Annotated in this window: 29 protein-coding genes; 5 read left to right on the top strand and 24 right to left on the bottom strand. The window is 41.8% G+C overall.

The window, feature by feature from the left end; all coding sequences use genetic code 11:
• Positions 1-53: 53 nt before the first annotated feature.
• On the bottom strand, positions 54-2117 hold the full coding sequence (locus tag BK139_RS09505) for a sigma-54 interaction domain-containing protein (RefSeq protein WP_076258094.1): 2064 nt from the start codon (positions 2115-2117) through the stop codon (positions 54-56).
• 153 nt (positions 2118-2270) lie between these two features.
• Between BK139_RS09505 and BK139_RS09500 the strand changes: the two genes are divergently transcribed.
• Together BK139_RS09500 and BK139_RS09495 are read left to right on the top strand one after the other, a co-directional pair.
• Positions 2271-2507, top strand: a complete 237-nt coding sequence (locus BK139_RS09500) for a DUF2627 domain-containing protein (protein WP_048008222.1) — start codon at positions 2271-2273, stop codon at positions 2505-2507.
• Between the two features lie 17 nt (positions 2508-2524).
• On the top strand, positions 2525-2665 hold the full coding sequence (locus tag BK139_RS09495; RefSeq protein ID WP_076258093.1) for a YycC family protein: 141 nt from the start codon (positions 2525-2527) through the stop codon (positions 2663-2665).
• A gap of 131 nt (positions 2666-2796) precedes the next feature.
• Here the strand turns inward: BK139_RS09495 and spo0A are convergent, their stop codons facing one another.
• The 22 genes from spo0A to spoIIIAA all read right to left on the bottom strand — a co-directional run bounded on the left by spo0A (position 2797) and on the right by spoIIIAA (position 23029).
• Positions 2797-3585, bottom strand: a complete 789-nt coding sequence (spo0A, locus tag BK139_RS09490) for a sporulation transcription factor Spo0A (protein WP_076258092.1) — start codon at positions 3583-3585, stop codon at positions 2797-2799.
• Between the two features lie 312 nt (positions 3586-3897).
• Positions 3898-5187 (bottom strand): SpoIVB peptidase, encoded by a 1290-nt coding sequence (gene spoIVB, locus BK139_RS09485; protein ID WP_076258091.1) that lies wholly within the window; start codon positions 5185-5187, stop codon positions 3898-3900.
• Between the two features lie 182 nt (positions 5188-5369).
• Complete coding sequence (gene recN, locus BK139_RS09480) at positions 5370-7052, bottom strand: DNA repair protein RecN (RefSeq protein ID WP_076258090.1); 1683 nt, start codon at positions 7050-7052, stop codon at positions 5370-5372.
• An 85-nt stretch (positions 7053-7137) separates the two neighbouring features.
• Entirely contained in the window at positions 7138-7587 is a 450-nt protein-coding gene (ahrC, locus tag BK139_RS09475; RefSeq protein ID WP_009332889.1) for a transcriptional regulator AhrC/ArgR, read from the bottom strand.
• Between the two features lie 172 nt (positions 7588-7759).
• Positions 7760-8605, bottom strand: coding sequence for a TlyA family RNA methyltransferase (locus BK139_RS09470; protein ID WP_076258089.1), 846 nt, complete (start codon positions 8603-8605; stop codon positions 7760-7762).
• Between the two features lie 3 nt (positions 8606-8608).
• Entirely contained in the window at positions 8609-10504 is a 1896-nt protein-coding gene (gene dxs, locus BK139_RS09465) for a 1-deoxy-D-xylulose-5-phosphate synthase (protein ID WP_076258088.1), read from the bottom strand.
• A gap of 369 nt (positions 10505-10873) precedes the next feature.
• The gene (locus tag BK139_RS09455; RefSeq protein WP_076258086.1) at positions 10874-11767 is read right to left on the bottom strand and encodes a polyprenyl synthetase family protein; all 894 of its coding nucleotides are present in this window, start codon (positions 11765-11767) and stop codon (positions 10874-10876) included.
• A gap of 2 nt (positions 11768-11769) precedes the next feature.
• Positions 11770-12003, bottom strand: coding sequence for an exodeoxyribonuclease VII small subunit (xseB, locus tag BK139_RS09450; protein ID WP_048008230.1), 234 nt, complete (start codon positions 12001-12003; stop codon positions 11770-11772).
• A gap of 5 nt (positions 12004-12008) precedes the next feature.
• Complete coding sequence (gene xseA, locus BK139_RS09445) at positions 12009-13349, bottom strand: exodeoxyribonuclease VII large subunit (RefSeq protein WP_076258085.1); 1341 nt, start codon at positions 13347-13349, stop codon at positions 12009-12011.
• Between the two features lie 149 nt (positions 13350-13498).
• Complete coding sequence (folD, locus tag BK139_RS09440; RefSeq protein ID WP_076258084.1) at positions 13499-14356, bottom strand: bifunctional methylenetetrahydrofolate dehydrogenase/methenyltetrahydrofolate cyclohydrolase FolD; 858 nt, start codon at positions 14354-14356, stop codon at positions 13499-13501.
• Between the two features lie 94 nt (positions 14357-14450).
• On the bottom strand, positions 14451-14840 hold the full coding sequence (nusB, locus tag BK139_RS09435; RefSeq protein WP_076258083.1) for a transcription antitermination factor NusB: 390 nt from the start codon (positions 14838-14840) through the stop codon (positions 14451-14453).
• A 272-nt stretch (positions 14841-15112) separates the two neighbouring features.
• Positions 15113-15520, bottom strand: coding sequence for an Asp23/Gls24 family envelope stress response protein (locus BK139_RS09430; RefSeq protein ID WP_076258082.1), 408 nt, complete (start codon positions 15518-15520; stop codon positions 15113-15115).
• Positions 15521-15540: 20 nt separating this feature from the next.
• Complete coding sequence (gene accC / locus BK139_RS09425; RefSeq protein ID WP_048008234.1) at positions 15541-16893, bottom strand: acetyl-CoA carboxylase biotin carboxylase subunit; 1353 nt, start codon at positions 16891-16893, stop codon at positions 15541-15543.
• 14 nt (positions 16894-16907) lie between these two features.
• Positions 16908-17414: an acetyl-CoA carboxylase biotin carboxyl carrier protein gene (gene accB / locus BK139_RS09420; RefSeq protein ID WP_076258159.1), complete on the bottom strand. Its 507-nt coding sequence runs from the start codon at positions 17412-17414 to the stop codon at positions 16908-16910.
• A gap of 374 nt (positions 17415-17788) precedes the next feature.
• Positions 17789-18328 carry a SpoIIIAH-like family protein gene (locus BK139_RS09415; protein ID WP_076258081.1) on the bottom strand — a complete coding sequence of 180 codons (540 nt, stop codon included), beginning with the start codon at positions 18326-18328 and terminating at the stop codon, positions 17789-17791.
• 3 nt (positions 18329-18331) lie between these two features.
• Positions 18332-19000, bottom strand: a complete 669-nt coding sequence (spoIIIAG, locus tag BK139_RS09410) for a stage III sporulation protein AG (RefSeq protein ID WP_048008237.1) — start codon at positions 18998-19000, stop codon at positions 18332-18334.
• The gene (spoIIIAF, locus tag BK139_RS09405) at positions 18993-19625 is read right to left on the bottom strand and encodes a stage III sporulation protein AF (RefSeq protein ID WP_048008238.1); all 633 of its coding nucleotides are present in this window, start codon (positions 19623-19625) and stop codon (positions 18993-18995) included. Before spoIIIAF ends, spoIIIAG begins: the two co-directional genes overlap by 8 nt.
• 12 nt (positions 19626-19637) lie before the next feature.
• Positions 19638-20837, bottom strand: a complete 1200-nt coding sequence (spoIIIAE, locus tag BK139_RS09400; RefSeq protein ID WP_076258080.1) for a stage III sporulation protein AE — start codon at positions 20835-20837, stop codon at positions 19638-19640.
• Positions 20838-20925: 88 nt separating this feature from the next.
• Entirely contained in the window at positions 20926-21315 is a 390-nt protein-coding gene (gene spoIIIAD / locus BK139_RS09395) for a stage III sporulation protein AD (protein WP_172581968.1), read from the bottom strand.
• Between the two features lie 15 nt (positions 21316-21330).
• Positions 21331-21537, bottom strand: a complete 207-nt coding sequence (gene spoIIIAC / locus BK139_RS09390) for a stage III sporulation protein AC (RefSeq protein WP_009332905.1) — start codon at positions 21535-21537, stop codon at positions 21331-21333.
• Positions 21538-21589: 52 nt separating this feature from the next.
• Positions 21590-22105, bottom strand: a complete 516-nt coding sequence (spoIIIAB, locus tag BK139_RS09385) for a stage III sporulation protein SpoIIIAB (RefSeq protein ID WP_076258078.1) — start codon at positions 22103-22105, stop codon at positions 21590-21592.
• Entirely contained in the window at positions 22106-23029 is a 924-nt protein-coding gene (gene spoIIIAA / locus BK139_RS09380) for a stage III sporulation protein AA (protein ID WP_076258077.1), read from the bottom strand.
• Positions 23030-23220: 191 nt separating this feature from the next.
• Between spoIIIAA and BK139_RS09375 the strand changes: the two genes are divergently transcribed.
• The 3 genes from BK139_RS09375 to BK139_RS23925 all read left to right on the top strand — a co-directional run bounded on the left by BK139_RS09375 (position 23221) and on the right by BK139_RS23925 (position 25615).
• A complete protein-coding gene (locus BK139_RS09375; protein WP_076258158.1) occupies positions 23221-24603 on the top strand; it encodes an alkaline phosphatase in 1383 nt (460 codons plus the stop codon).
• A gap of 74 nt (positions 24604-24677) precedes the next feature.
• Positions 24678-25364, top strand: a complete 687-nt coding sequence (locus tag BK139_RS09370) for an SIMPL domain-containing protein (protein ID WP_076258076.1) — start codon at positions 24678-24680, stop codon at positions 25362-25364.
• 83 nt (positions 25365-25447) lie between these two features.
• The gene (locus BK139_RS23925; RefSeq protein ID WP_175609092.1) at positions 25448-25615 is read left to right on the top strand and encodes a hypothetical protein; all 168 of its coding nucleotides are present in this window, start codon (positions 25448-25450) and stop codon (positions 25613-25615) included.
• A gap of 35 nt (positions 25616-25650) precedes the next feature.
• Here the strand turns inward: BK139_RS23925 and efp are convergent, their stop codons facing one another.
• Complete coding sequence (gene efp, locus BK139_RS09365; RefSeq protein ID WP_076258075.1) at positions 25651-26208, bottom strand: elongation factor P; 558 nt, start codon at positions 26206-26208, stop codon at positions 25651-25653.
• Positions 26209-26214: the final 6 nt, after the last annotated feature.

The following is a 26214-nucleotide window of genomic DNA, read 5'->3' as shown; positions in this document are numbered from 1 at the left end:
AAAACGCTTTATTCATCAAACTAAAGCGTGCAATTTATTGCACAATGCGCAATTTATTGCATGCCAGGTTTTGCAATTTCGTATTTCTCCAATTTATAATATAGATTCCTGACTGAGAGTCCAAGCATTTTAGCTGTCTTAGTTTTATTTCCATCCAGCTTTTGAAGAGTTTGCCTGATCACCCTTGCCTCATACTGCTCAACCATTTGAGTTAATGATTTATTCTGAACTTCTTCACTTACTTCAATATTGGGTGACGGATTATTGGCACCCAGGTCGGGAATATGCCGTTCTTCTATTTGCGTTTCGTTGTAGTTCATAAAAATGATGGCTCTGCCCAGGATATTATCAAGTTCCCTCACATTCCCCGGCCAATTATAGGCCATCAGCTTATCAACAGCTTGTTCTGTCACACCTTCTACATTCCGCCCATATTCCTGGTTAATCTTTTGAATAAGTCTGCTGCACAGCAAAGGAATATCCTCCTTCCTGCGCCTTAAGGAAGGAATATGTATGGGCATTCTATTCAGCCTGTAGTATAAGTCTTCCCTAAAGGTCCCTTCTGCAATTCCTTTTTCTAAATTGACATTGGTCGCGGCTATAATCCGGACATCAATTGAAATAGGCTTGGTCCCTCCCACTCTTGTAATTTCATGTTCCTGAAGAACCCTGAGCAGCTTCGCCTGAGTGTTAGCTGTCAGCTCGCCAATTTCATCCAGAAAAATACTGCCTTTATCAGCTTCTTCAAATAAACCTCTTTTGCCGCCTCTTTTTGCACCCGAGAATGCCCCCTCTTCATAACCGAATAATTCACTTTCCAAAAGAGATTCTGATAAAGCGGCACAATTCACCCTGATAAACTTGTTATATTTTCGGTCGCTTGCATTGTGTATAGCGTGAGCGAAAAGCTCTTTACCTGTCCCGGACTCTCCTCTCAGCAATACTGTGGCAGGAGTTTTAGCTCCAAGTCTTGCCTGTTCAATTGCAATGGTCATCTCTTCAGATGTTCCAATTATATCCTCGAATGAATATTTCGCTTCCAGTGTGCGAATAATCTGTCTGGCCCGGTTTAATTCACGGTTCAGATTTTGAATTTCCGAAACGTCGTGAATAACACCAACACTCCCTTTTAATTTCCCATCAACAATAACAGGGGCAACGTTTACAATTACATCCTTTCTCTTTGGTCCGACCCTCATGGCCACACCTCTCATCGCTCTTCGCGTTTGAAGGACCTTCATATGAACGCTTTCACCTTCTGATATATCTGCTGTAGCAGGCTTTCCGATTACTTTTTCCTCCTCCAGACCTGTAAGCCTGGAGTAAGCCGGATTGATCAAAATCCCTTTCCCATTTTCATCAACAACGGAGATGGCTTCCTCACTTGATTGAATAATTGCCTGAAGCATCGTCTGTATGTCTTTCAAATTCGTTATTTCTTCCGCAAGTGAAACCACTTCTGTAATATCCTTAAAAACGGCAAAAGCACCCATTAATTCGTTATTTTCACCGAGCATAGGTATTCTTGTCGTAATAATTTTGAGACCATTAGCCAAAGTCATTTCCTGATTCGCTTCAATTCTCCTTGTTGACATAACTCTGGGAAGCATGCTGTCGGTAATGATTTCATTAATTTTCTTCCCTAGAGCATCTTTCCTATTTATTCCTGTCATTCTTTCCGCACTGCGATTAAAGACTATAATTTCAGTTTGGTTATTTATTACAATCATTCCGTCATCGGTCGAATTAAAAATCAAGTCATGCTTATATGTTTCATTTCTGAATTTCGAAATCAGCTCTTCCTTTTCCTCAAGTAATTTCGCGATTAAAAAAGCTACACTTCCAGGTATTAGAACTGTATTTTTGCTTCTGGCTTCCCTAATGTCAATGAACACCTGCTCCTGCCCGGTAACTTCAATAATGATGTCAATATCTTGTTCCATGAACTGTCGCCAATCAGCGCCGGTTGGGATGCCGCTTTCTTTGGCAAGCAGAAGTCCTTCGGCATCAGGGTCGATATCCACCATGGCTTTTACATCCAAAACTGCCGTTTCTTTTATTATTTTTAGGATGGCGGTACCGCCTTTTCCTGCACCGACAATCATCACTGTTTGCATAGTCATACCTGCTTTCATTGAAAATTCTTGCATATTTAATAAAAATTTCTGCAATATTCTTCATGTTTTATTTTAGCATAGCAGAAGCACTTGACAAATTTCTTTAATGATTTATGATTTCGGTAGGCAACTTGATTTGAAGGGAATTTTTTTATGATAAGACTAATTGCTTTATTAATTTTACTCCTGCCGGGCATATTGGCTGTGTATGGGATAAAATTAATGAGAGATATGGTCTTTGGCATCCTGCAAAGCCCATTTCCATATTTATGGCTTCAATTTGTGTCAGGTTTCCTTTTCTTGATTATAGGACTTGGCTTCATCGCAGGGTTTATTCTTTATCGTGACCGAAAAAGAAACAAAGTCCAGGATCGTTTTAAATCTAAATAAGTTAGTGGGGGATAATAGTGAAGCCGCTGCAGATATCACCGGAAACAGCACTAAAGCTCGCTGAAAAACTTAATCTTCCTCTTGAGCAACTCATGCACATGCCTCAGCATATCTTGATCCAAAAAATGATGGAGCTTGAGAAAGAAGAAAACAAATAAAGTAAAGGTTCAGTTTGAAATATTCAAACTGAACCTTTTTTTATCTCAGCTTTATTTCATGAGGAAAAATAAAAAACGCCCCAATAGGAGCGCAGCAAATTAAATAAAATTTTTTATAAGTCCTTACCCTTTCAAGAAGCCTTATGCTCGAGACGAAGTTTATCCGCAACCATGGCAATAAACTCGGAGTTAGTCGGCTTTGCTTTAGTCATGCTGACTGTATATCCGAAAAGAGAGGAAATCGAATCTATATTACCGCGGCTCCAGGCAACTTCAATAGCATGGCGGATCGCGCGTTCAACCCGGCTTGCAGTCGTATTGAATTTTTTAGCAATATCAGGGTACAGCACTTTTGTAATGGAACCGAGAAGTTCGATATCATTGTACACCATTGAAATCGCTTCACGAAGATATAAGTATCCTTTAATATGAGCAGGTACGCCAATTTCATGAATGATGCTGGTAATGCTGGCATCCAGGTTCTTTGGCTTCGCTTCTGCCTGGGGACGGTAAGATGGAACGGGTTTGCGGAGAAATGAGCTGGATTTTCCGCTGACCTGACGGATATGGCTTGCCAAATTGTCCATATCAAATGGTTTAAGAATAAAGTAAGATGCTCCCAAATCCACTGCCTTTTTGGTGACATCCTCCTGGCCGAATGCAGTAAGCATAATTACATTAGGCAGTGCATTCAAATTTAATTCTCTCATTTTCTCGAGTACAGCAAGTCCATCCAAGTGAGGCATGATGATATCCAGCACTAGAACATCAGGCTGTGTCTGCTCTAAAATGTCGAGGCAATCCTGTCCATTATGTGCAACACCCGAAACTTCCATATCCTCCTGGGAAGATATATATTCCTCTAAAAGCCCGACCAGTTCCCTATTATCATCCACAACACAAACTTTTATTTTCTTCACTTACTTTCCTCCTCGGCCCATTATGGTCTCTTTAATGAATGTTCATTTTGAACACGCTCTTTTTATGATATCTATGTTCTATTCTAAATGAGAAATTCGACAATGCAACAAAAATTCCTCTACTTTTTTGAAATTTTCTTAAAAAACCAGCGAAATCTCATTTTTTCTTTTGTTTTCTTCTGTTTTCGACCAGTTTCGCCATACTCCTTGCAATTCGTGTAAACTTGTCGAAAAATCTTTAATTATCGTCATTTTAACATAAAAAATCAAAAAGACGGGATTTCCCCGCCTTTTTTTGATCCATTCCCCGTATTAGGATGCTTTTTCTTCTGCTTTTTCATATATATTGATGCCTGCTTCATTTAGCATCCATTCGATATGAACACCATATCCTGAAGTAGGGTCATTTACAAATACGTGTGTTACCGCTCCAATAATCCTTCCATCCTGAATGATCGGGCTTCCGCTCATCCCCTGGACAATGCCGCCTGTTTTATCGAGGAGCTTCTGATCCGTCACTTTTATGACCATTCCTTTTGTTGCCGGAAACTTTTGCGGAATCGTGCTGACAATTTCAATATCAAACAATTGTACTTCATCATTGTCCACTACAGTCAGTATTTGAGCAGCCCCCTCTTTTACTTGGTGGGATAGTGCTATTGGCATCGGTTTGTCAAAGATCCCATTTTTCATGTCCCGGTTTAATTCCCCAAAAATCCCGAAAGGACTGTTCCTGACAATATTCCCGATTATTTCTTTATCTGAGGAAAATCGTGCAAGTTTTTCGCCTGGATTGCCATTGCTTCCTTTTTCAATGGAAGTAACAGTCGATCTTACAATTTGGCCGTCTTCAACAACAATGGGTTTTTTCGTATCCATATCGGAAATAACATGTCCGAGGGCTCCATACTTTTTCGATTCCGGGTGATAGAAAGTCATCGTCCCAATGCCTGCTGCTGAGTCACGTATATATAAACCAAGCTTATAGGTTTCTTCTCCGTTTTCTTTAAGAGGAGTCAGCTCCGTTTTCACCTTCCCGCTTTCACGGCTGACAATGATTTGGAGCGGGTTGCCGCTTTTGCCTGCTTCTTGAACAAAAGGAGCAACATCTGACATCTTTTCAATTTTCTTGCCATTGATTTCTGTAATGATATCTCCGATTTTAATCCCGGCCGTTTCGCCTGGCGAAGCTTTTCCTTCAGCCGTATTAACCTGATGGTGCCCCACTACTAACACACCTACTGTATTTAGTTTAACCCCGATTGATTGGCCTCCTGGAATTACTTTAAAATCTTTTAAGACATGAACATCAACCTTCTTTATCGGAAAACCTGCCAGTTCGAGAAGCATTTCATTTTTTCCATTCTCTTTTGCTGAAAGCGAAATCGAATGGTTATCTTCTTTAAGTGCAATACTTGTATTATCTATGGACAGCCCGGCTGACACTGCTTCTGCCTTTGCAAGATCAAGCTGCTGCCCTTCAAAAAGGGTAATATTTGCAGGTATTTGCAAATATTCCTGAACAGGCTTGGAAAAACCTAAAGCAATTAATGAAACAAGGAGAATTCCACCAATTATTTTGCGCAAAACATCATATGTCAAATTTTTCACTCTCCTCGCTTCTAGTCCATCCACGTCAAATGGCTACATCTTTAATTTTGCCTGCATCGATGGCATTTATAACTGCCAGTAACATAAAAAAAGCTATCCTGCTTTGGATAGCTTTTCAAGGTATTAGATATCGCTGCGCAGCTTAAGGGCACACACCGGATATTGGATCATAATTATTTCAGCTGTTTAGCCATATGCAGCAGCTCTTTTGCATGCTCTTTTGTCAAATCGGTAATCTCCACTCCAGAAATCATACGGCTGATTTCTTTTATCTTCTCTTCTTCATTCAGAGGCTTCACTGTAGTTTTGGTCCGCCCTTCATTCGTGTTTTTAGCAATAAATAAATGAGTATCTGCAATCGCTGCAACCTGTGGCAGGTGAGAGATGCAAAGCACCTGGGAATCCACGGAAACATGATGAATCTTTTCCGCGATGGCTTGAGCCACTCTTCCGCTCACGCCTGTGTCCACTTCATCGAAGATAATACTTGTAACACCCTGATGTTTTGAGAAGATACTCTTTAAGGCAAGCATGATTCGGGATAATTCCCCTCCCGATGCAATCTTGGACAGAGGCTTGAGCGGTTCTCCCGGATTGGTGGAAATATAGAATTCCGCTCTGTCAATGCCATTTTTCAGAAGAACTTCGGGATCAGAAAAGAACCTTACCTCAAAAACTGTTTTTTCCATGTATAATTCCTTAAGCTCTTTATGAATTAACTTCGTAAGCTTTAGGGCAGATTTTCTCCGCAGCTTGCTCAGCTCTTCCCCTTCAACCATAAGGTCTTTTTTCAGGGCAGCAACTTCTTTTTGCAGCTTATCAATATGGGTTTCTTTATTTTGCAGGGTTTCAATTTCTTCTTCTATTTTTGCTGCGTATTCCAGCACTTCATCTACCGTTTTTCCATATTTTCTTTTTAGCCCATTTATTTCATTCAGTCTGTTTTCGATTTCATTCAGCCTCTGCGGATCATATTCCATAAAGTCCATTTCATTGCGCAGGGAACTGGCCGCATCTTCAAGCAAATAGAAGCTGTTTGCCACATTTTCAGCTATTTCTTTATACGATGGGTCCAATTCCGCGGCATCATTCATATACCCCATAACCATCCCAATCCAATCGAGCCCTTTTTGCTCTCCTTGAAGAGCATTATAGCCAGACTGAACTGAATCAAAAATACGTTCAAAGTTGGATAGCTTTCTCTTTTCTTCAATCAGATCCTCATCTTCATTCAATTTCAGCTGTGCCGACTGGATTTCATCAAGCTGAAATTGGATTAAATCAAGCCGGTGTGCCATTTGCTGTTCATTCTCACTTAAATTCTTAAGCTTTTTCAAAGTGCTTTCATATAATCTGTAGATATCCTGATATTCAGAAAGGGAAGCAGAAATCTTCGTTCCTCCAAACTGATCGAGAAGAGGAAGATGCAAGGTTTCATTCATTAATTCCTGATGTTCGTGCTGACCGTGTATATCAATAAGTGAACTTCCAATTTCCCTCAAAGCAGAAATAGTGACCAGCTTTCCGTTCACTCTGCAAATGCTTTTTCCTGTCTTTGATATATCTCTGCGGAGAACAATCATCCCATCTTCAATCTCTATCCCAAATTCTGCAGCTCGTTTATAGCAAGGGTGCTTATGATCATCCAGGATAAAAAGCCCCTCTAACTCAGCCTTATCTTCACCATGCCGGACAAACTCTGCAGATCCCCTGCCTCCAGCCAGTAAGTGAATGGCATCAATAATAATGGATTTTCCTGCCCCTGTTTCACCAGTTAAAACAGTTAAGCCCTTTTCAAATGAGACAGAAAGGGCTTCGATTATAGCAAAATTTCGTATCGTTATTTCATTTAACAAGCTTATCACCTCATTAGAAAAAAGCAGAAGCGCTTTGCCACCACGGCACCTCGAGGGGGACAGACGCTCTGAAATTGAAAATCATCTACAGCATTTCAAGAAAACGGTTTGAAATGGCTTCTGTGTCTTCAGGGGTTTTACATATGATCAGGCATGTGTCATCCCCGCAGATTGTCCCCAAAATCTCTTCCCAGTCAAGGTTATCTATAAGTGCGCCTATAGCCATGGCATTGCCTGGAAGAGTCTTCATTACAAGGAGATGTCCTGCAGTATCCACTCTGACAAAGGCATCCATTAAATTTCTTTTAAGCTTTTGCAGCGGATTGAAACGCTGATCCGCTGGAAGACTGTATTTATATCTTCCGTCCATTAAAGGAACTTTTACCAGGTGAAGCTCTTTAATATCTCTTGAAACCGTCGCCTGGGTAACATTAAATCCTGCGTTTTTCAATTCATCCACCAGGTCATCCTGTGTTTCGATATCGTTATTGGTAATTATTTCGCGTATCTTAATATGTCTTTGCCCTTTATTCATTTTTTCACCTCTATAATCAGCCGCTTGACAGCAGGCAGAAAAAAATTAATTTATAGTGTTTTGTACTATAATGTTAGCTGATTTTCTCAATAAAGTACAATTTTCCCGTATATATTTATTATAATTCGTCCTTACTCGACAAATTCCTTTAAAAAAAGGAACAGGCATCAGCCTATTCCTCTTCTTTAACCTGCTTCGTTTTCAATTCGGCGTGGGCTTCTTTTACAATCTTATCAGTCTGAGCTTTAAGGAGATTTTCTCCTTCTTCTTTGCTGCCTGACCAATACAGATGGAGAAGAAACTCTATGTTGCCATCTCCGCCGGTAATCGGTGAATAAGAAACGTCTTTGACATCATAGCCAAGACCCAAAGCAAATTCAATAATTTTATCAAGAACGGCTTCGTGTATTTTAGGATCTCTGACAATTCCTTTTTTACCAACCTGCTCCCGTCCGGCTTCAAATTGCGGTTTCACTAAAGCCACTGTGTCACTGCCAGGAACCAGCAGCGTTTTTAAAACAGGCAATATAAGCTTTAGAGAGATGAACGAAACATCAATGGAAGCAAAATCAGGCATACCGGCCGAAAGGTCTGCTGGAGTTACATACCGGAAATTAGTCCTTTCCATGACAACAACCCGTTCATCCTGCCTTAATTTCCAGGCAAGCTGATTATATCCGACATCCAAAGCATAGGAGATTTTGGCGCCATTCTGCAGAGCACAATCAGTGAAGCCGCCAGTTGAGGATCCAATGTCAAGGAGAATCTTGCCTTGGATTTCTAATTCAAAAACCTTCAGAGCTTTCTCAAGCTTTAAGCCTCCGCGGCTGACATAGGGCATAACCTTTCCCTTGATTGTCAGCGGAATATCTGCACTAACCTTCTCACCCGGCTTATCCAGCCTGCTTTCATTGCTGAACACCAAACCGGCCATAACGGCCCTTTTCGCTTTTTCTCTCGTTTCAGCAAGACCTCTTTCAACTAATAAAACGTCTAATCGTTCTTTCTTTGTTTTCATTTTTTAAGCCCTTTTTTGTTTTTTTCTAGCCATTTTTCCCATTCTTTGCACAACATCTTCTACAGTCATCCCGATTTCTTCCAATAGTTCATTTACACTGCCATGCTCAATAAATGTATCAGGTATTCCCATTCGGTCTATTTCGGAATGATGGAAGCCATGCTCATGTGCATATTCAAGTACTGCACTTCCAAAGCCCCCCTGCAGGACAGCTTCTTCTATAGTAAGAATAGGCATATTCGCTGCGAACAATTCATGCAGCATCTTTTCATCAAATGGCTTAATAAACCTTGCATTAATGACTTTAATGGAATGCCCTTGTTTTTCCAGGAGCTGAGCTGCCTTCAATGCCATTGGAATGGTTGTCCCAAAGGTTAAAATTGCTCCGTCGCTGCCATCGCGCAGAACTTCCCATGTTCCAATTGGAATAGCTTTAAGTACTGTGTCCATCGGCACCCCGATGCCATTTCCGCGCGGGAACCGCATGGCGATTGGGCCATCGTTATATTCAATGGCTGTTTTCACCATATGCTGGCCTTCATTTTCATCCTTTGGCATCATCAAAACCATATTCGGCAAATGCCTTAAAAATGCGATATCGAATACACCCTGATGCGTTTCTCCATCTGCACCAACAAGTCCTGCCCGGTCGATTCCAATAAATACATTCAAGTTCTGGCGTGCAATATCGTGTACGACCTGATCATAAGCACGCTGCAGGAAAGTAGAATAAATCGCAAGGAACGGCTTCATGTTTTGCGTTGCCAGGCCAGCAGCTACTGTTGCTGCATGCTGTTCAGCAATACCCACATCATACATCCGATCCGGAAATTCACTTGCAAAACCTTCAAGCTTGGAACCAACAGGCATTGCTGGAGTGATTGCAACAATTCTTTCATCTTCTCTCGCAAGTTCCCTGACGGTTTCTGACACAAGCTTGCTCCATGCAGGAGGCGGCGCAGCTGCAGGTTTCACAAAGTCCCCTGTTTCCATTTTATAAGGGCCTGTACCGTGCCAAGTGCCGATCCTGTCGTTTTCTGCAGGGTGATAGCCTTTCCCTTTTTTCGTTATAACATGGAGAAGCACCGGACCTTCTGTTTTCTTGGCATACGCAAGGTTCTCAAATAAAGCTTCATAATTATGCCCATCGACAGGCCCCAAATAGGTAAAGCCTAATTCCTCGAAGAACATGCCTGAAACAAACAAATACTTTAGGCTGTCTTTCAGTCTTTCGGCAGTTGAGGCCAATTTGCCGCCGACTGCCGGAACCTTTTTTAATAAATATTCAAGTTCATCTTTAACCCAATTATATTTGCCTGCAGTCCTTAACCTCCCAAGAACATTGTGCAGGGCACCTACATTAGGAGCAATCGACATTTCATTATCATTTAATATGACAATCATATCTTTTTTTTCATGGCCGATATGATTTAAGGCTTCTAAAGCCATTCCGCCTGTTAAGGCACCATCCCCAATAACGGGAATGACATAATTGCTCTCTTTTTTCAAGTCTCTTGCAATGGCCATTCCCATCGCGGCAGATAAAGAAGTAGAGCTATGCCCTGTTTCCCATACATCATGCTCACTTTCAATCATTTTGGGAAAGCCGCAAAGACCTTTATATTGTCTAAGAGTATCGAATTGGCACGCACGGCCTGTAAGGATTTTGTGGACGTATGACTGATGTCCGACATCCCAGATAATTTTATCCTTCGGACTGTCAAAACATTTATGCAATGCAACAGTCAGCTCAACAACACCAAGATTAGGGCCAATATGTCCCCCTGTGCCTGATAGCTTTTCAATCAGGAAAGTACGGATATCCTGACTGAGACTTTCCAATTCTTTATTCGAGAGCCCTTTTAAAAAGGAAGGGTCTTTAATTGATAACAGATCCATACAGCGGACCACTCACTTTCGTTTCTTATTCGTCCGTTTTTTTACGTATATTTTGGCAATCATGTTTATAACAAATCAAAGCCTGTTTTTTACGGCGTCCAGACTGTCTAAAAGATAATATCTTAAGATTACCTTATTACAGGAGATTTTCCAAATGCTTTTCATTTTAAACAGTCTATCACTCCGGCCAGTCTTTCTTGAGAGAGACTCCAGACAGCAATTCCTATCATACCAAAATATATACAATAAAGACCATCATTTTATTAAACAGCAAATGCCGCTGGTACAAATAGTACAGCGGCAAGACCATCGTTTCTTCATTCATTTTTGTACCCTGAACTTTGCGATTATGAGTATGTAATCAAGAAATTAGTGATCCCTGTTTGCAATTAGATCTGTTATTTCTTCGAGCAGCTCTGTTTGAAGGCCTGTTTCCTTCAGTTTCTCTTTTGCAGATCTGATATGGTATTCGAGCGCCTCTTTCGCGCCATTCATAGTAAGAAGAGCTGGATAGGTGCTTTTATTTTTTGATTCATCACTGCCAACAGGCTTCCCGATTATCTCCTCTGTCCCTTCAAGGTCGAGAATATCATCCCTGATTTGAAAAGCCAGTCCCAGATGATAGGCAAAATGGGATAGTGCCTGAATCGTCTCTTCATTGGCATTTGCCAAAATAGCACCTGAAACCACACTGCATTCCAGCAATTTGCCGGTCTTATGAACATGGATATACTCTAGGTCCTCTAAGTCCAGCTGTTTGCCCTCTCCTTTAATGTCTGCTGCCTGGCCTCCAACCATCCCTTCAGCACCTGCAGCTTTTGAAAGCACTTTAATTAAAGACAGCCTGGTTTCGGCGGAAGCAAATTCGGCCGGGGTTTCCGCAATGGTTTGGAAGCTGTATGTGAGCAAGGCATCGCCTGCCAGGATGGCAAAAGCTTCTCCATATACTTTATGGTTAGTCGGTTTACCTCTTCTTAAATCGTCATTATCCATACTTGGCAGGTCATCGTGAATGAGCGAATAGGTATGGATCATTTCGATTGCCGCCGCAGTCCATAATCCTTTTGCCGTATCTTCGCCAAAAGCAGCTAATGTGGCAAATAACAGCATCGGCCTGATCCGCTTTCCTCCCGCTTCAAGTGAATAATTCATCGCTTCCTTGATTTCAGGTGGAGCGTTCAATTTATGTACATATTCCTTTAAATGAATTTCCAGTTTTCGCTTATGCAATTCAGAGAAAGAACTTAAGGATTGCTGCTGCAAGACTATTCCTCCTCCGGAATGGCGAAGTTCGTTTTTCGGCCATCTTCCGTCAGTATTTCCGTAAGCTGTGATTCCACATTTTTAAGCTTGTCATGGCATAATTTTGAAAGCTCCATGCCCTTTTTATAAATATTGATAGCCTCCTCAAGAGGAACATCGCCCTCTTCAAGCTTTTCCACAATCACTTCAAGTTCTTCCATCGCTTGCTCAAATGAAAGTTGCTTTTCATCCGCCATGCCATTCACTCCTCAATATCCGTTACCCGGCATTCAATAGTTCCATCAGATACCTTCAATTTTAACATATCATCCACTTTAACCTGAGACACAGTCTTTACCAGGGATTCCTTTTCTGTATAAGCAAGGCTATAGCCTCTATCCATGATTTTGAGAGGACTGAGCGCCTCAAGGGTTGAAATAACCCTCGCAAAATCCTTTTCCTTTGCAGCCAGGGTATTTGCCATTGTTTTGTTTAAAAGCTTATGCAGCCGATCATGTTTTTCTTTTGCCTGATCCTTCAGCTGACCGGGATGACTCCGAACCAGCCTTTTTTGCAGGATATCAGCCTGTTCCTGCTTTAAATCATGCAGCCTCTTTGATCCCCGCAGCAGCTGTTCGGTGACTTTGTCGAGCTGTTCCAGTTTTTGTTCATACAATTTTTGGGGGTATCTGAAAGCATAGGATTTCTGTACCCTTAGAAGCCGTTCATTTTGCAGTGCAATTTGTTCCTTCATCGCTCTTATCAGCCTTGATTGCCTGTTAAAAAGCCTTTCTGACAAATCATCAATATGCGGGACTGCCAATTCAGCAGCTCCCGTTGGGGTAGGAGCCCTTAAATCTGCAACAAAATCCGCTATTGTAAAATCTGTTTCATGGCCGACAGCTGAAATTACAGGTATTTCCGACTTAAATATGGCCCTTGCCACAGCTTCTTCATTAAAGGCCCAAAGCTCTTCAATGGAGCCTCCGCCCCTGCCGATAATTAAGACATCCGCTTCCCTGGAGGCATTTGCTTCCTTTATCGCTTTCACAATGGATGGAGCTGCCTGGTTACCCTGGACAAGCGCAGGGTATATAAGTATGTTCGCGATAGGATAGCGCCTTTTGAGCGTTGTCAAAATATCTCTGATTGCAGCACCTGTAGGGGATGTGATAACAGCAACTGTACGTGGATAACGAGGGATATTTTTTTTATGTGCAGACGAAAAGTATCCTTCTTTCTCCAGTTTCTCTTTAAGCTGCTCGTATGCCAGATAGAGCTCACCAACCCCGTCAGGCTGCATTTCCTGTACATACATTTGATATTGCCCGCTGGATTCATAAATGGAAATCGCTCCGCGAACTAATACTTTCATGCCGTTCTCCGGCCTGAATTTCATGGATCTCGCATTTCCTGCAAACATTACGGCTAAAATTCTGGCTTTCTCATCCTTCAAAGTGAAATACATGTGGCCGCTTGAGTGCTGTTTAAAGTTTGAGATTTCTCCCTTAACCAAAATATTTTGCAAATGAGGGTCGGCGTCAAATTTTCTTTTTATGTATTTGGTCAGTGCGTAAACTGTCAGATACTGCTGTTCCTTCATAACAATCTCCTTTATGCAGAAGTCAATTTGACACCTTCTGCAAAGCAATAACGCAAAAAAACTGCCCTTCCATTCAGCCTGCATGACAGGATTCCTAAGTACAGGATAATGGAAATGGACAGATTTTGCATCTATGGCGGTCATGAATTTTAGATTTTGCTTATAGAATACTTTGCTGCCTTTAATGTGTTATGCATTAACATGGTTATGGTCATCGGCCCCACTCCGCCCGGAACAGGAGTAATGTACCCTGCTATGTGCTTAACTGTCTCGAAATCAACATCACCGCAAAGCTTTCCTTCCGCATTTCGATTCATGCCCACATCAATCACGATTGCACCATGTTTAACATGGTCCTCCGTAATTAAATTGGCTTTACCTGCTGCTGCCACCAGAATGTCTGCCCGCTTTGTATATTCCTTTAGATTAGCTGTTTTCGAGTGACAGTAAGTAACAGTTGCATCTTTATTAAGAAACAGCTGTCCTGCAGGCTTACCTACGATGTTGCTTCTGCCAATAACCACTACATGCTTTCCGGCAATGTCTGCCCCGATGCTTTCGAGCATTTCAATGATCCCTGCAGGAGTACATGGGATATAGGCATCCTGAGCTGTCATCATTCTGCCGATATTTATGGGATGAAATCCATCCACATCTTTCTCAGGAGATATGGTCTCAATGATGGCTTTTTCATTAATATGGCTTGGGAGCGGCAGCTGAACGAGGATTCCATGAATTTCATCACTTTTGTTTAACTCAGTGATTCTTCTGATAAGCTCTTGTTCACTGACGCTTTCAGGAAGTTCAATAAGCATAGAATACATGCCCAGCTTATTGCAGGTTTTCTGCTTGTTGTTCACATAGGTTCTGGATGCCTGATTATCCCCCGTTAAAATAACAGCCAATCCCGGCGTGACTCCTTCCGCCTTCAGCTTTTGCACTTCAGCATCGATACGATCCTGTTTCTTTCTTGCAATTTCTTTTCCATCTATTAATTCTGCAGCCATTTGTATCCCCCTATCAGAAACTCGAAAGCGCCTTTGATAAGGACTGCCGGCTTGCTTGCATCTAGAAAGTGCCAGCATATCCAGTGTAAGTTTTTTAAAGTTTTTCTTTTACCTTTGATAAAACACCATTAATAAACTTGCTTGACTGATCATCGCCGTATAGTTTGGCAATCTCAATTGCTTCATCGAGCACCACATTGGCTGGCACTTCCTCTGTTAAATACAGCAGCTCAAAAACAGATAAGCGCAGAAGATTGCGGTCTACTGTGGCAAGCCTCTCCAGCGTCCATTTTTCAAGAAACCCTTTGATTTCATTATCAATTATTTCTTTATGCTCCAGCACACCTGATACAAGGTTGCTTAGATATTCATCGTTCTTTTCGCCCTCTAAAACATGTTCGATGGCGGTCTCTGGTTCTGTTCCGCTTACATCAATTTGAAATAAAGCCTGCAATGCTTTTTCTCTGGCTGTTCTTCTCTTCATCTTTATAAAACTCCTTTATGGCTAGCATAGTAATTTTCATTTTTGAGCATTTGCACGTCCAAAAATTGCATAAGAAGATAATAGCATAAGTAAGGAATCTTCGCACTACAACAAGAGCATTATGTTTGGTCAGAAACAAATGCAAGAAAACTTATAATATTAATTTCCCCTTTACAAACGCCTTTATAACGTTTTAGGGAGTGAATGATGAAGAGAATGAACCATAAGAAAAGCCAAAGACGGGTCTGATGTCTTTGGCTTGATGTGTAATGTTACATTTCCTGTTCGTATTCAACTTCATGCTTTTGGTTTTCAAACATAATTCCTACCACGTGAATGTTTACTTCCTGGGCGTCCAGGGCTGTCATATTCAACAGGGCCTGACGAATGTTGTCCTGGATTTTTTGGGCAACGCTTGGGATGGATACGCCGAATCTCATCAGACAATAAACATCGACTTTAATGCCTTCTTCTGTTAATTCAACTTTAACACCTTTGCCGTGGTTCTTTTTACCAAGCCGTTCCACCACTCCTGTAGCGAAGTTCCCGCGCATTTGCGCAACACCTTCTACTTCTGAAGCAGCAATGCCGGCAATAACCTCAATAACTTCCGGTGCAATTTCCACCTTGCCCAGGCCTGAATTTTCAGGGCTCATTTCGAGAATGTTATTTTCGTTCATTTTAGCACCTCCACAAGTTTTTAAGAATTCATTACATCATGCAATTCAAGAAATTTCGTATTAAACTGCCCTTCCACAAAATTTTCATGGCTTAAGAGTTTGAGATGGAACGGGATTGTTGTATGAACCCCTTCCACTACAAATTCACTTAATGCCCTTTTCATTCTGGAAATAGCTTCTTCTCTAGTATTGCCATAAGTGATCACTTTTGCAATCATTGAATCGTAATATGGAGGAATCATATAGCCCGGGTAGGCAGCAGAGTCGACTCGGACACCAAGCCCGCCAGGAGGCAGATACATATTAATCCTTCCTGCTGATGGCATAAAATTCTTCTCCGGGTTTTCCGCATTAATTCTGCATTCGATTGACCAGCCGTTAAATGTCACATCACTTTGTGTGAAGTTAAGCTTTTCTCCTGAAGCAACCTTAATTTGCTCCTTGATTAAATCGACCCCCGTTACCATCTCTGTAACAGGATGCTCCACCTGAATACGCGTGTTCATTTCCATGAAATAAAACTTGCGATTTTTATAATCGTATATAAATTCTATCGTGCCAGCGCCTGTATAATCAACCGCTTTTGCAGCTTTTACAGCAGCATTTCCCATCTCTTCGCGTGTTTCACCGTCAAGTGCAGGTGAAGGCGTTTCCTCAAGCAGCTTTTGCAGACGCCTTTGGATGGAACAATCCCTTTCCCCGAGATGGACGGTGTTCCCGTAATTGTCTGCAAGAACCTGGATCTCCACATGACGGAAGTCCTCGATATATTTTTCGATGTAAACGCCAGGATTCCCGAATGCTGTAAGTGCTTCCTGCTGTGTTATTGTAATTCCTTTAATAAGTTCCTGCTCATTGCGCGCTACGCGGATTCCTTTACCGCCTCCGCCCGCAGTCGCTTTAATAATGACCGGATATTCAATCTTTTCTGCCAGCTGGATAGCGTCTTCAGCATCCTTAATGATTCCATTAGAGCCCGGAACAATCGGAACTCCTGCTTCCTTCATCGTTTCCCTTGCAATATCCTTTGTGCCCATTTTGCTGATGGCTTCAGGTGTAGGTCCTACAAAAATAATATTGCATTCTCTGCACAGTTCGGCAAAGTCCGCATTCTCTGCAAGGAATCCATAACCTGGATGAATCGCATCACAGCCAGTAAGCTTGGCGACACTTATTATATTTGTAAAATTCAAATAGCTGTCCTTAGATGCTGTAGGACCAATGCAGTATGCCTCATCCGCAAGCTGAACATGGAGCGCTTCCCTGTCAGCTTCTGAAAAGACAGCAACAGATTCAATCCCCATTTCGCGGGCTGCCCTGATAATGCGGACAGCTATTTCTCCTCTGTTGGCAATCAAGAGTTTTTTTATCATTCTGTAACCGCTCCTTATTCAGGCTTTACTAAAAATAGTGGCTGGCCATATTCTACTAATTGGCCGTCCTTTACAAGCACTTCTACAATTTCACCATTAACTTCTGCTTCAATTTCATTAAATAATTTCATTGCTTCTACAATGCAGACAATGGAATCCTTCGTAACTTTTGAACCGGCTTTTACATATGCATCAGCATCAGGTGAGGATGACTGATAAAATGTCCCTACCATTGGTGAGACAATTTTATGTAAATCTTCCGCAGCTTCCGCCTTTGGTTCAGGAGCAGCTGCTGGCGCTTCTGCTTTTGGCTCTTCCACTTTCACAGCAGCTGGCTGGACCGGCTGTGGAGCAGGCGCTGACACTTGGGCAGCTGCAGGCTGAACTTGCTGTACAACAGCGGCTTCATTGCCTTTTTTCTTCATTTCAATTTTAGAACCTTCATGCTCATATACAAATTCATCAATATTTGACTGATCTACCAATTTAATCAGTTCACGGATTTCTTGTACTTTTAACATTTTTGCACCCCTTGTTTTCTCATTGCATGTTAATTCCCTTAATCCGTATGCTGATTTTGCTGAAAGATTTAGAAACATACGGCTGGAATGTCCTGCATGGTTTGAATTATGACTAGATACTAATATCATACGATAAGACCTTATAAAACTTCAACATTCTATTATGTACTGGATAATAATTTCTCTATCCGTTCTATGTTCCATTTTAATATTTTTCTAAATGTTTGTGAAATGTTTCATTGGATTTAACCGAATTTCATTCAAAATCACTTCACATTCAGGGCTTTTATACCATTTCTTTATACAATAGTTACCAAACTGTCAATAAATAGAATAGGGAAGCCCGCAAAATTTTGCAGGCTCCCGCTACAATTTTATTTTTCAACCTGAAATTCAACAGCCACTGCCTCAAGTTTTCCAATTTCGTTTCTTACTTCCTGGATGATATTGTTTGCAGCTGAAGCTGAGTGATCTTTTGCTTTAACAGTAATTTGAACCTTCTTGCCATCCGCACGGACAAGCACATCTTCATAATCCATCGCTCTGATTAATGTTTCAAGCATCGCTTCCTTTTGCGCAATTTCATTTAATTCATCAATTTGATCTTTTGCCTTCATTCTTTCTTCGGCAGGAAGGTCAGTTTGACCAAGGACCTCCTGCAGGTCTTCCTTCATGCGGCTGCGCTCGTCATCAAGCTGAAGACGGAGATTTTCAAACATTTCATCACTGGCAGTGTTTGTAATGATCGCTTTGCCGTCTTCACTCTCAACTGAGTCCATTTCACCCTGTGCCTTTTCTTCCATTCCAGCAAGGTCACTGCCTTTTTGTTCCGGTGATGTTACATAATAAACCGATAATACAACCACCAAACTCAGCATTGTTAATAGCCAGACCGTTTGTTTCTTTAAAAGCATCTATTATTCCCCCTTAGTTTTTTTAGGCATTACGGATACTCTATGACTTGGAACATCCAGAGCTCTGGTTACTGCCTCAATAATCCACTTTTTCACTTGTATATTTTCAGCCCCTTTTGCCACAACCAGCACTCCCCTTATTTCAGGTTTCTTGGTTTCTATGACAATGGGAACCTCTTTTTCTCCATTTCGGACAATCACAAGCTGTTCCTCCTGTGACTGATCCTCAACCTTCCTTTTGCCGCCTTCCCGATCTGTTTCATCAGTTTTCTGAGTTTGCGTTGTTTTGTTTTTTTCAAGGACTTTCTTCTCTGTGGCATCGACATTCACCACAACAGTGGCATCTTCCACCCCTACGATTGCATCAAGCGCCTCTTTTATTTGGGCTTCATATGCCTTTTCATAATTGGCGATGGTGTCATTTCCCCCGGATTTCTGCTGGCCGAAGACTGGCACTTCTTCCTCCTGCTTCACTTCTTCCCCATTTTTAAAAACGGGCAAATCACCGGTGGAACCATCTTCTTGAAACAGCGTATTGCTGATCAGCATGATCGCTGCTCCAAATAGGAGAACAAGCAGCAAATAGTGGAATTTTCCGGGCTTCTTATCAGACTGTCCATCCTTGGAAATTATCTTCTTTAACCATGTGAAAGGACCTTTTTCATTATCCATCCCTATCCATATTCCCCCCTTCTACCAGAACTTCGATTGAGTTTGCGTCTACATTCCATTTTTGTGCGAGAAGAGAAGCAATTCTTTCTGCATCTTCATGTTCGGGCCCGCTGGATGGAAGAGGTTTCCCGGCATTGATTTCCACTGTTTTAACCACTTCTACAGCTTCAGCTTCTGCATCTTCTGCTTTGAGTTGGATCATGACCTTTTGCAGGTTATCCGGGAAGGCTTGATCACTGCTTTCATCTACTAAAATATCAATGTTAGCAATTTCCAGACCGTACTGTTCCATCAACTCCTCTTCTGCGTCCTGTTTCATGTGGACAGCCATTTGTTCTAAAATATATGCATCACTTGAGGCTTGTATTTCTTTTTTCTTCATTTCTATTAAATTTTCCATATTTTTTTCTCCGGATGCCTCAAAAACCGGCACGGAAACAAGAGCTTCTTCAAAATCACTTGATATAATTCTCAAAATCGGTGTAAGAATAATCGCTATTAATAGCAGCCCTGTCACCATTTTTGTATATTTCTGAAGCTTGGAGCTGGGGAGGAGCATATCTATGACAGTGGCAAGCAGAACAAATAATATGATGTTGGTTACCCACTCTTTTATGAAATCCACTTCATTCCCTCCCTACCTGACCATCATGGTCAAATTGCCGGCCGCTATAATAACCGTAATGCTAAGGAAAAACATCAGGGAGACAATGGCCAGAGCTGCAAAAACATAGATGATGCTCTTGCTGATTATATCCAGGCAGGATATAATCGGCCCTCCTCCCAACGGCTGCAAAATCGCTGCCGCAAATTTATATATAAACGCAATCATTAAAATTTTGATTGCAGGAAAAGCTGCAATAATAAGGAGAATGGCTACTCCTGCTATCCCGACAGTATTTTTCAAAAGCACCGATGCGCTGATTACGGTATCTGTTGCATCTGTAAACATCCTTCCAATGACCGGAATAAAATTTCCCGTAATAAATTTTGCTGTACGGATGGTAATTCCATCGGTAACCGCTGCAGATGCTCCCTGAACTGATATAACTCCGAGAAAGACCGTCAGGAACATCCCAAGAAGTCCAATGCTCCAATTCCGGAGCAGATTGGCAAGCTGAGTTACCTTATAGTGTTCTGACAATGTGCTGACAATGCTTAACAGGGCTGATAAAAATAGAAGCGGAAGAATGACATACTGGATAAATAACCCGCTGACATTCATCAAGAACAGTATCACCGGGTGGAAAAAAGCTGCAGATACCAACCCCCCCGAAGAAGCAATCAGCGCAAGCAGCAGCGGTATGAGAGCCATTATGAATGACACCATGGTTGAAATGGTTTCTTCCGTGTAAGTGATCGCTACATGGAAGCTATTCAGCGCGATAATAATCAACACCATGAAGACGATTGAATAGGCGGCTTTACTGACAGTGCTTTTTTCAAATGAATTCTGCAGCGACTGCAGGAACATGCTGAATACCGTCAGCAATATCAGAGTTCCAAGCAGTTTCCCGTTGACTATAAACTCATGGAATACAAACTTCATCGCACCGCCAGCCCACTCTTTTAGTGAAAATTCCTTTTCTCCCTTTATGAATTCATAGAGACTCCCCTTTTGGCTCTCGGGCAAAAAACCTCCATACTCTGTTGTGATATCTTCCCAAAATCCCTTTAATTCATTAAGATCTAACTTATCCACCTGGGATTCAATTAAATCCTGCGGGGATATCGTTTCTTCTGCTTCGCCGGTCTTAGGTGAGGCTTGTACAATTGGTGCCAGGAAAAAGAATAGAAATAAACTGAACCCTAAAATTTTCTGCATCCTCTGCTTCATTTTTTCACCTCTTTTAAAGGACCCTCTCTAATTCCAGCAATATGTGCTTGTCCAGTCCGGCTGCCTGTAATTTTCAGGAGACAGGCGGCTAGCTCGGAATCATGCGAATAATGGTTTCGATTAATACAGTAAGGATTGGAATGGCCATGGCAAGGATAAGAATTTTCCCGCCCATTTCGATTTTTGCTGCAATGGCTCCCTGTCCTGCATCTTTGGTAATTTGTGCAGCAAATTCAGCTATATAAGCTATTCCGATTATCTTTAAAATGGTTTCTACATAGACGATATTCACCTTTGCATTGACGGCAATCTTTTCAATCATATGGATAATGGCATATATTTGGTCGACCAGAAAGAGAAAGATGGCACAGCCGACAAAAACAATCAGCAAAAAGGCAAAATTAGGCTTTTGCTCCTTAACAATCAGCGCAAGGAACGTGGCAACAAGCGAAAATCCGACTATCTGGAGAATTTCAATGGCTGAGCCCCCCTTTTATCCCTGAAACAAGAAGACTGATTTAATTTTTTGGAAAAGGTTATCTACAATGGAAGCAACCATAAATAAGATATAAATAAATCCGAAAAGTGTTACCCATTGGGCGTATTCTTTTTTGCCCACCTGATCCAGAATAGTATGCAAAAAGGCTACAACAATTCCCACACCCGCAATCTTGAATATGATATCTACCTCTAAGCCCATCTTTTCTCCCCCTAAGCTCTGATCAGCGTCCGGCAAATCAAGCCGGCATTTCCTACATTAGTAAAATGATTAAGAGCAATCCGGATAAAAACCCCAGACTTTTGACCATTCTCTCGTATTTCACTTGTCTGTCATGTGCATCAGCTTCTTCACGTTCCAGGTGGGTGAGGGTCAGCATGATCTGCTTTTGCTGAGAAAGACGGTCATGTCTTCCAAGTGTTTCGCCAAATTGCTTCATGATCTCGAATTCCCCTTGTTTAAAGGCGGTCATTTTCCATATTTCCGTCAAGCTTTCTTCCCAGGCGTCCTTTACTGTCGTCTCGGAATCAGTCAGTTTTTTTGCAAAGGATTCAAAGAACCAGGATAAAGGCTTGGAAAGCTGGGCAGAAAGCCGTCTGGCTGCTTCATGAAGAGGTGTATGGCCATACATAATTTCAGCCTCCAAGGACTGCAGTGCCGATTTAAGCTGACGAAGCTGGCGCGGCCGTTCGGTCAGGTGCCTTGAAGCTTCAAACCCTGTCCATGTTGTTGCAATGATGATCAAAACAGCTCCAATAAGCTTCATCATTTACATCACGCCCGCTTGTTGCTGATATCCTGCACCGTCTGTGTTTCGTATGCAGTCAATGCTGCCAGGCCCATCTTTTCTGCTCAATTCAATAAATCGCTGAAAAACGCCCATTTCAAGTACGGCCTGTAAAGTCGGGCGCCTCTTAATTTCCTCCAGGGAATTTCCATGTGTAGTCATAATCAGCTTTATTCCGGCATTTACTGCCTCCATTATGGCGTCTGCATCTTCATGCCTGCCAATTTCATCGACAACGAGAACCTCGGGGCTCATGGAACGAATCATCATCATCATGCCCTCAGCTTTGGGACAGGCATCCAGGACATCAATTCTGTTTCCAAAAGTCATCTGCGGGATCCCATTCACACATCCTGCGATTTCGGAGCGTTCATCCACAATCCCAACCTTACTCGCAGGAAGGCCACTGCCTGGATCACCAGATGAAATGATTCTTGCAATATCGCGGAGCAATGTGGTTTTACCAGTCTGCGGCGGTCCAATAATCATCGTATGCAGCCAGCCATCCCTGTAAATCCTCGGAATCAGCGTTTGGGCAATCCCAACTTTCTCTCTGGCAATTCTAATGTTAAAAGAGGAAATATCCCTGATCGCCTTAACCTTGCCTTGCTCAAGAATGACCTTTCCGGCAAGTCCAACCCGATGGCCGCCCTCAATCGTGATATAACCTCTTTTTAGCTCTTCCTCGAGTGTGTAAATCGAGAAATGACTAATTTTATTCAATAAATGCACGGCATCCTCTGAATCAACTATATAAGGGAGAAAATGCGGTACTCCCCTTGCTGTCAGCTCAATAGGCCTCGAAATGCGTACCCTGATTTCCTCCAGATCCTTTAAGATTTTCGGAGGGATTCTCTGTAATTGTTCGGCAATTTTTTTCGGCAAAAAGGCTATAATCGTTTCCAAGTCTGCTCCTCCATTTCCCAATCTGATTTCGGACTAGCTTCTCATTATTTAAAATGTATGCCTGCGGCAAAACAATATGACATAGATTTGAAAGCTTCACATTTAATTAGTACAAGCTTTTGCCTGAGTAAAAAAATATCTTTCTTCAAAAAATAATTCAAAAAGAACATAGAGAAAGGCCGGTGCCATTTATGAAAGCAAAATGCATTTACATTATTGTTATTTTTCACCTGATCGTTCTTGGTTTCTTACCTGCAGAAGGAATAGCTCATCAGAGAAATACAAACGGACCGCAAAATGTCATTCTGATGATTGGCGATGGAATGGGAATTGGCCAGATTGAGATTGCAAGAAAACTGCAATATGGAAAGGACAGGCGGCTGTTCCTGGAATCTCTGCCTCACACCGCATTGGTGCATACCGAATCTGCCAATAATTTTGTGACAGATTCAGCTGCCGGCGGTACGGCACTTGCAATTGGAAAAAAAACAAATAATGAGATGATCGGAGTTACGCCGGATGGGAAGGAAGCAGATAGTATCCTTGATTTATTCAAGAAAAACGATAAAAAAGCAGGGGTGATATCCACCAATACAGTTACAGATGCAACACCCGCTGCCTTTACAGCAAGTGTTGCCAACAGATGGTCCGGACAGGAGGAAATTGCACGCCAGCAGCTAAAATCCGGAGTGGATGTGCTGATGGGAGGCGGCAGATCATACTTCAAACCGGAAAAGCAAAGCGGGAGAGATTTAATAAAAGAGGCTAAGCAATATGGATATACTTATGCCCGGAATCGGGATGAATTGCTGAATGCCAAAGCCTCAAAGCTGCTCGGCTTGTTTAATGACGGATATATGAGCTTTAAACTGGACCGGCCTTTACTGAACAGCAAAGAACCCAGCTTAAAAGAAATGACTGAAAAAGCGATCGATGTACTCGCAAAAGGAGAACAGGGATTTTTCCTCATGGCGGAAGGGGCAAGAATTGATCATGCTTCGCACGCAGGTGATATTACAAGCATCTGGAAAGAAACCATTGAATTTGATGAAGCTGTCAAATATGCAGTTGAATGGGCAAAAAAGGACAAAGAAACACTTGTTTTGGTGGTAGCAGATCATGAGACTATGGGAATATCAGCATCAGAGCCGCTGGAGATACAGCATTTAAAGGAAATCAAGGCGACACCGCAGTATATGGTCAGCCAATTGGCAAGAGATGAAGATAGGGGCATTTATCGATCTGAAAGTGTGAAGGGTGTTTTAAAAAAGTATGCGAATATTGATTTAACTCAGCAGGAGATTGAAGCGTTTAATGGAAAGCTAATGAACACAGACAGCAAGGTTTATCCTCAATATTTAGCAGCATGGGAAATAGGAAGCCTGATTGCTGAGAAATATCATGGGGGAATTTTAACGGATACAGTAAGATCTCTAAGCTCAACCGGCGGTCATACAGGCAATATGATTCCTTTATTTGCTTATGGCAATGGGAGTGAAACTTTTACAGGAGTGCTGGAGAATACGGATATACCGAAAAAAATTGCCGGACTGATGAATTATAGCTGGCATTAATATTATGAGCATTTTCTCTCTTTCTCCCGCGTAATTCTAGAAAGATACATTCATAAAAGCGGGGTGAGAAAGTTATGTATTATTATCAGCCATTCGTCCGCAATACTGTGCAGGCTGGAAGCCATGAAAGATCCAAGCCAAATACTTTAAGGGTTTCAGGTGAAGGAAAGATAGCTGTACAGCCAGATGAGGCTAATATAAAGCTGGGTGTTTTAACAGAAGACCAGGAGCTTCAGAAGGCACAGGAGCAGAATGCTGCTGCCATTTCAAATGTCAAAAAGGCTCTTAATGCAATTGGAATAACAGATAAACAAATTCAAACGGCAGATTTCTCCATTTTTCCGCAGTATGATTTTGTGGATGGCAAGCAAATTTTCCGCGGGTACAAGGTTGAGCATATACTGAACATTACGGCCGATGAGATTGAAAATACAGGACTTGTAGTGGATACAGCAGTAGACAGCGGCGCAAATACGGTAAGAGGAATTACGTTTGAAACAGAAAACCAGCAGGAATTGTATCAGCAGGCACTAAGCATGGCCATAATGGATGCTTATAGAAAGGCAGAAACAATCGCTTCTTCACTAAGAGTCCAATTAATCAGTACTCCAGTATCCGTTTCAGAAGGTAATTCAGGCATGGTGCAGCCTGTCTCTTTTCAATCCTCCGCTTTTGTTAAAAGTGCCGCCAGCACACCTATCCAGCCGGGAACAATAGAAATCAAAAGCTACATCACGGCAGATTTCATTTTCTACAGCTAGGAAATCTTCGGCTTATAATCGCAGTGAAGAAGCAAATACTAATAAGGCGGCACTGAGCAATTTTATAGAAAAGAGGTTATTGGATGAATGAAAATTTAGATGAATTTTTAAAAAACCAGAAAAAAGGCGACAGGGCTTATCTGGGCGGAACCCGCGATAACAGAACTGCTCCCACATCTGATACTGATTATAATAATCGCAATGACACTGACATATCCCCCGGCGCAGAAGGCAGGAAATATAAAGGATAAAAAAAAATCCCGATTTCTCGGGATTTTTTTTAAAACTAAGCACGCGATACGTATGAACCATCAGTTGTATTGATGATTAGTTTATCCCCTTCGTTAACAAAGAAAGGAACTTGCACAATCAGGCCGGTTTCAACTGTTGCAGGCTTTGTTCCGCCGGATGCAGTATCCCCTTTAATGCCTGGTTCTGTTTCTGTTACTGTAAGCTCAACAGAGTTAGGAAGCTCGATTCCAAGAGACTCTCCATGATAAAGCATAATAGCAACTTCCATGTTTTCTTTTAAAAACTTTAATTCATACTCAATTGCTGATGCAGGCAGCTCGATTTGCTCATAAGACTCATTGTCCATGAAAACATGCTGATCTCCATTTGCATAAAGGTACTGCATTTTACGGTTATCGATCTGAGCTTTCCCTACTTTTTCACCTGCACGGAAGGTTTTTTCCTGAATCGCGCCTGTGCGAAGGTTGCGTAATTTGGAACGTACAAAAGCCGCTCCTTTTCCTGGTTTTACGTGCTGGAAATCCATTACACGCCAAATTCCGTTATCAACTTCAATCGTCAATCCCGTACGAAAATCATTTACTGAAATCATAAGTTT

The sequence above is a fragment of the Paenibacillus sp. FSL R5-0490 genome (genome assembly GCF_001956215.1).
Lineage (GTDB): Bacteria > Bacillota > Bacilli > Bacillales > Cytobacillaceae > Cytobacillus.
This window is presented reverse-complemented; position numbering and strand designations above follow the sequence as displayed.

Excerpts from the sequence above, each read along its gene's own strand:
- BK139_RS09505 (WP_076258094.1), bottom strand. The coding sequence starts at position 2,117 with ATGCAAACAGTGATGATTGTCGGTGCAGGAAAAGGCGGTACCGCCATC.
- BK139_RS09500 (WP_048008222.1), top strand. The coding sequence starts at position 2,271 with ATGATAAGACTAATTGCTTTATTAATTTTACTCCTGCCGGGCATATTG.
- ahrC (WP_009332889.1), bottom strand. The coding sequence starts at position 7,587 with ATGAATAAAGGGCAAAGACATATTAAGATACGCGAAATAATTACCAAT.
- BK139_RS09470 (WP_076258089.1), bottom strand. The coding sequence starts at position 8,605 with ATGAAAACAAAGAAAGAACGATTAGACGTTTTATTAGTTGAAAGAGGT.
- dxs (WP_076258088.1), bottom strand. The coding sequence starts at position 10,504 with ATGGATCTGTTATCAATTAAAGACCCTTCCTTTTTAAAAGGGCTCTCG.
- xseB (WP_048008230.1), bottom strand. The coding sequence starts at position 12,003 with ATGGCGGATGAAAAGCAACTTTCATTTGAGCAAGCGATGGAAGAACTT.
- xseA (WP_076258085.1), bottom strand. The coding sequence starts at position 13,349 with ATGAAGGAACAGCAGTATCTGACAGTTTACGCACTGACCAAATACATA.
- folD (WP_076258084.1), bottom strand. The coding sequence starts at position 14,356 with ATGGCTGCAGAATTAATAGATGGAAAAGAAATTGCAAGAAAGAAACAG.
- nusB (WP_076258083.1), bottom strand. The coding sequence starts at position 14,840 with ATGAAGAGAAGAACAGCCAGAGAAAAAGCATTGCAGGCTTTATTTCAA.
- BK139_RS09430 (WP_076258082.1), bottom strand. The coding sequence starts at position 15,520 with ATGAACGAAAATAACATTCTCGAAATGAGCCCTGAAAATTCAGGCCTG.
- accC (WP_048008234.1), bottom strand. The coding sequence starts at position 16,893 with ATGATAAAAAAACTCTTGATTGCCAACAGAGGAGAAATAGCTGTCCGC.
- accB (WP_076258159.1), bottom strand. The coding sequence starts at position 17,414 with ATGTTAAAAGTACAAGAAATCCGTGAACTGATTAAATTGGTAGATCAG.
- BK139_RS09415 (WP_076258081.1), bottom strand. The coding sequence starts at position 18,328 with ATGCTTTTAAAGAAACAAACGGTCTGGCTATTAACAATGCTGAGTTTG.
- spoIIIAG (WP_048008237.1), bottom strand. The coding sequence starts at position 19,000 with ATGGATAATGAAAAAGGTCCTTTCACATGGTTAAAGAAGATAATTTCC.
- spoIIIAE (WP_076258080.1), bottom strand. The coding sequence starts at position 20,837 with ATGAAGCAGAGGATGCAGAAAATTTTAGGGTTCAGTTTATTTCTATTC.
- spoIIIAC (WP_009332905.1), bottom strand. The coding sequence starts at position 21,537 with ATGGGCTTAGAGGTAGATATCATATTCAAGATTGCGGGTGTGGGAATT.
- spoIIIAB (WP_076258078.1), bottom strand. The coding sequence starts at position 22,105 with ATGATGAAGCTTATTGGAGCTGTTTTGATCATCATTGCAACAACATGG.
- BK139_RS09375 (WP_076258158.1), top strand. The coding sequence starts at position 23,221 with ATGAAAGCAAAATGCATTTACATTATTGTTATTTTTCACCTGATCGTT.
- BK139_RS09370 (WP_076258076.1), top strand. The coding sequence starts at position 24,678 with ATGTATTATTATCAGCCATTCGTCCGCAATACTGTGCAGGCTGGAAGC.
- BK139_RS23925 (WP_175609092.1), top strand. The coding sequence starts at position 25,448 with ATGAATGAAAATTTAGATGAATTTTTAAAAAACCAGAAAAAAGGCGAC.
- efp (WP_076258075.1), bottom strand. The coding sequence starts at position 26,208 with ATGATTTCAGTAAATGATTTTCGTACGGGATTGACGATTGAAGTTGAT.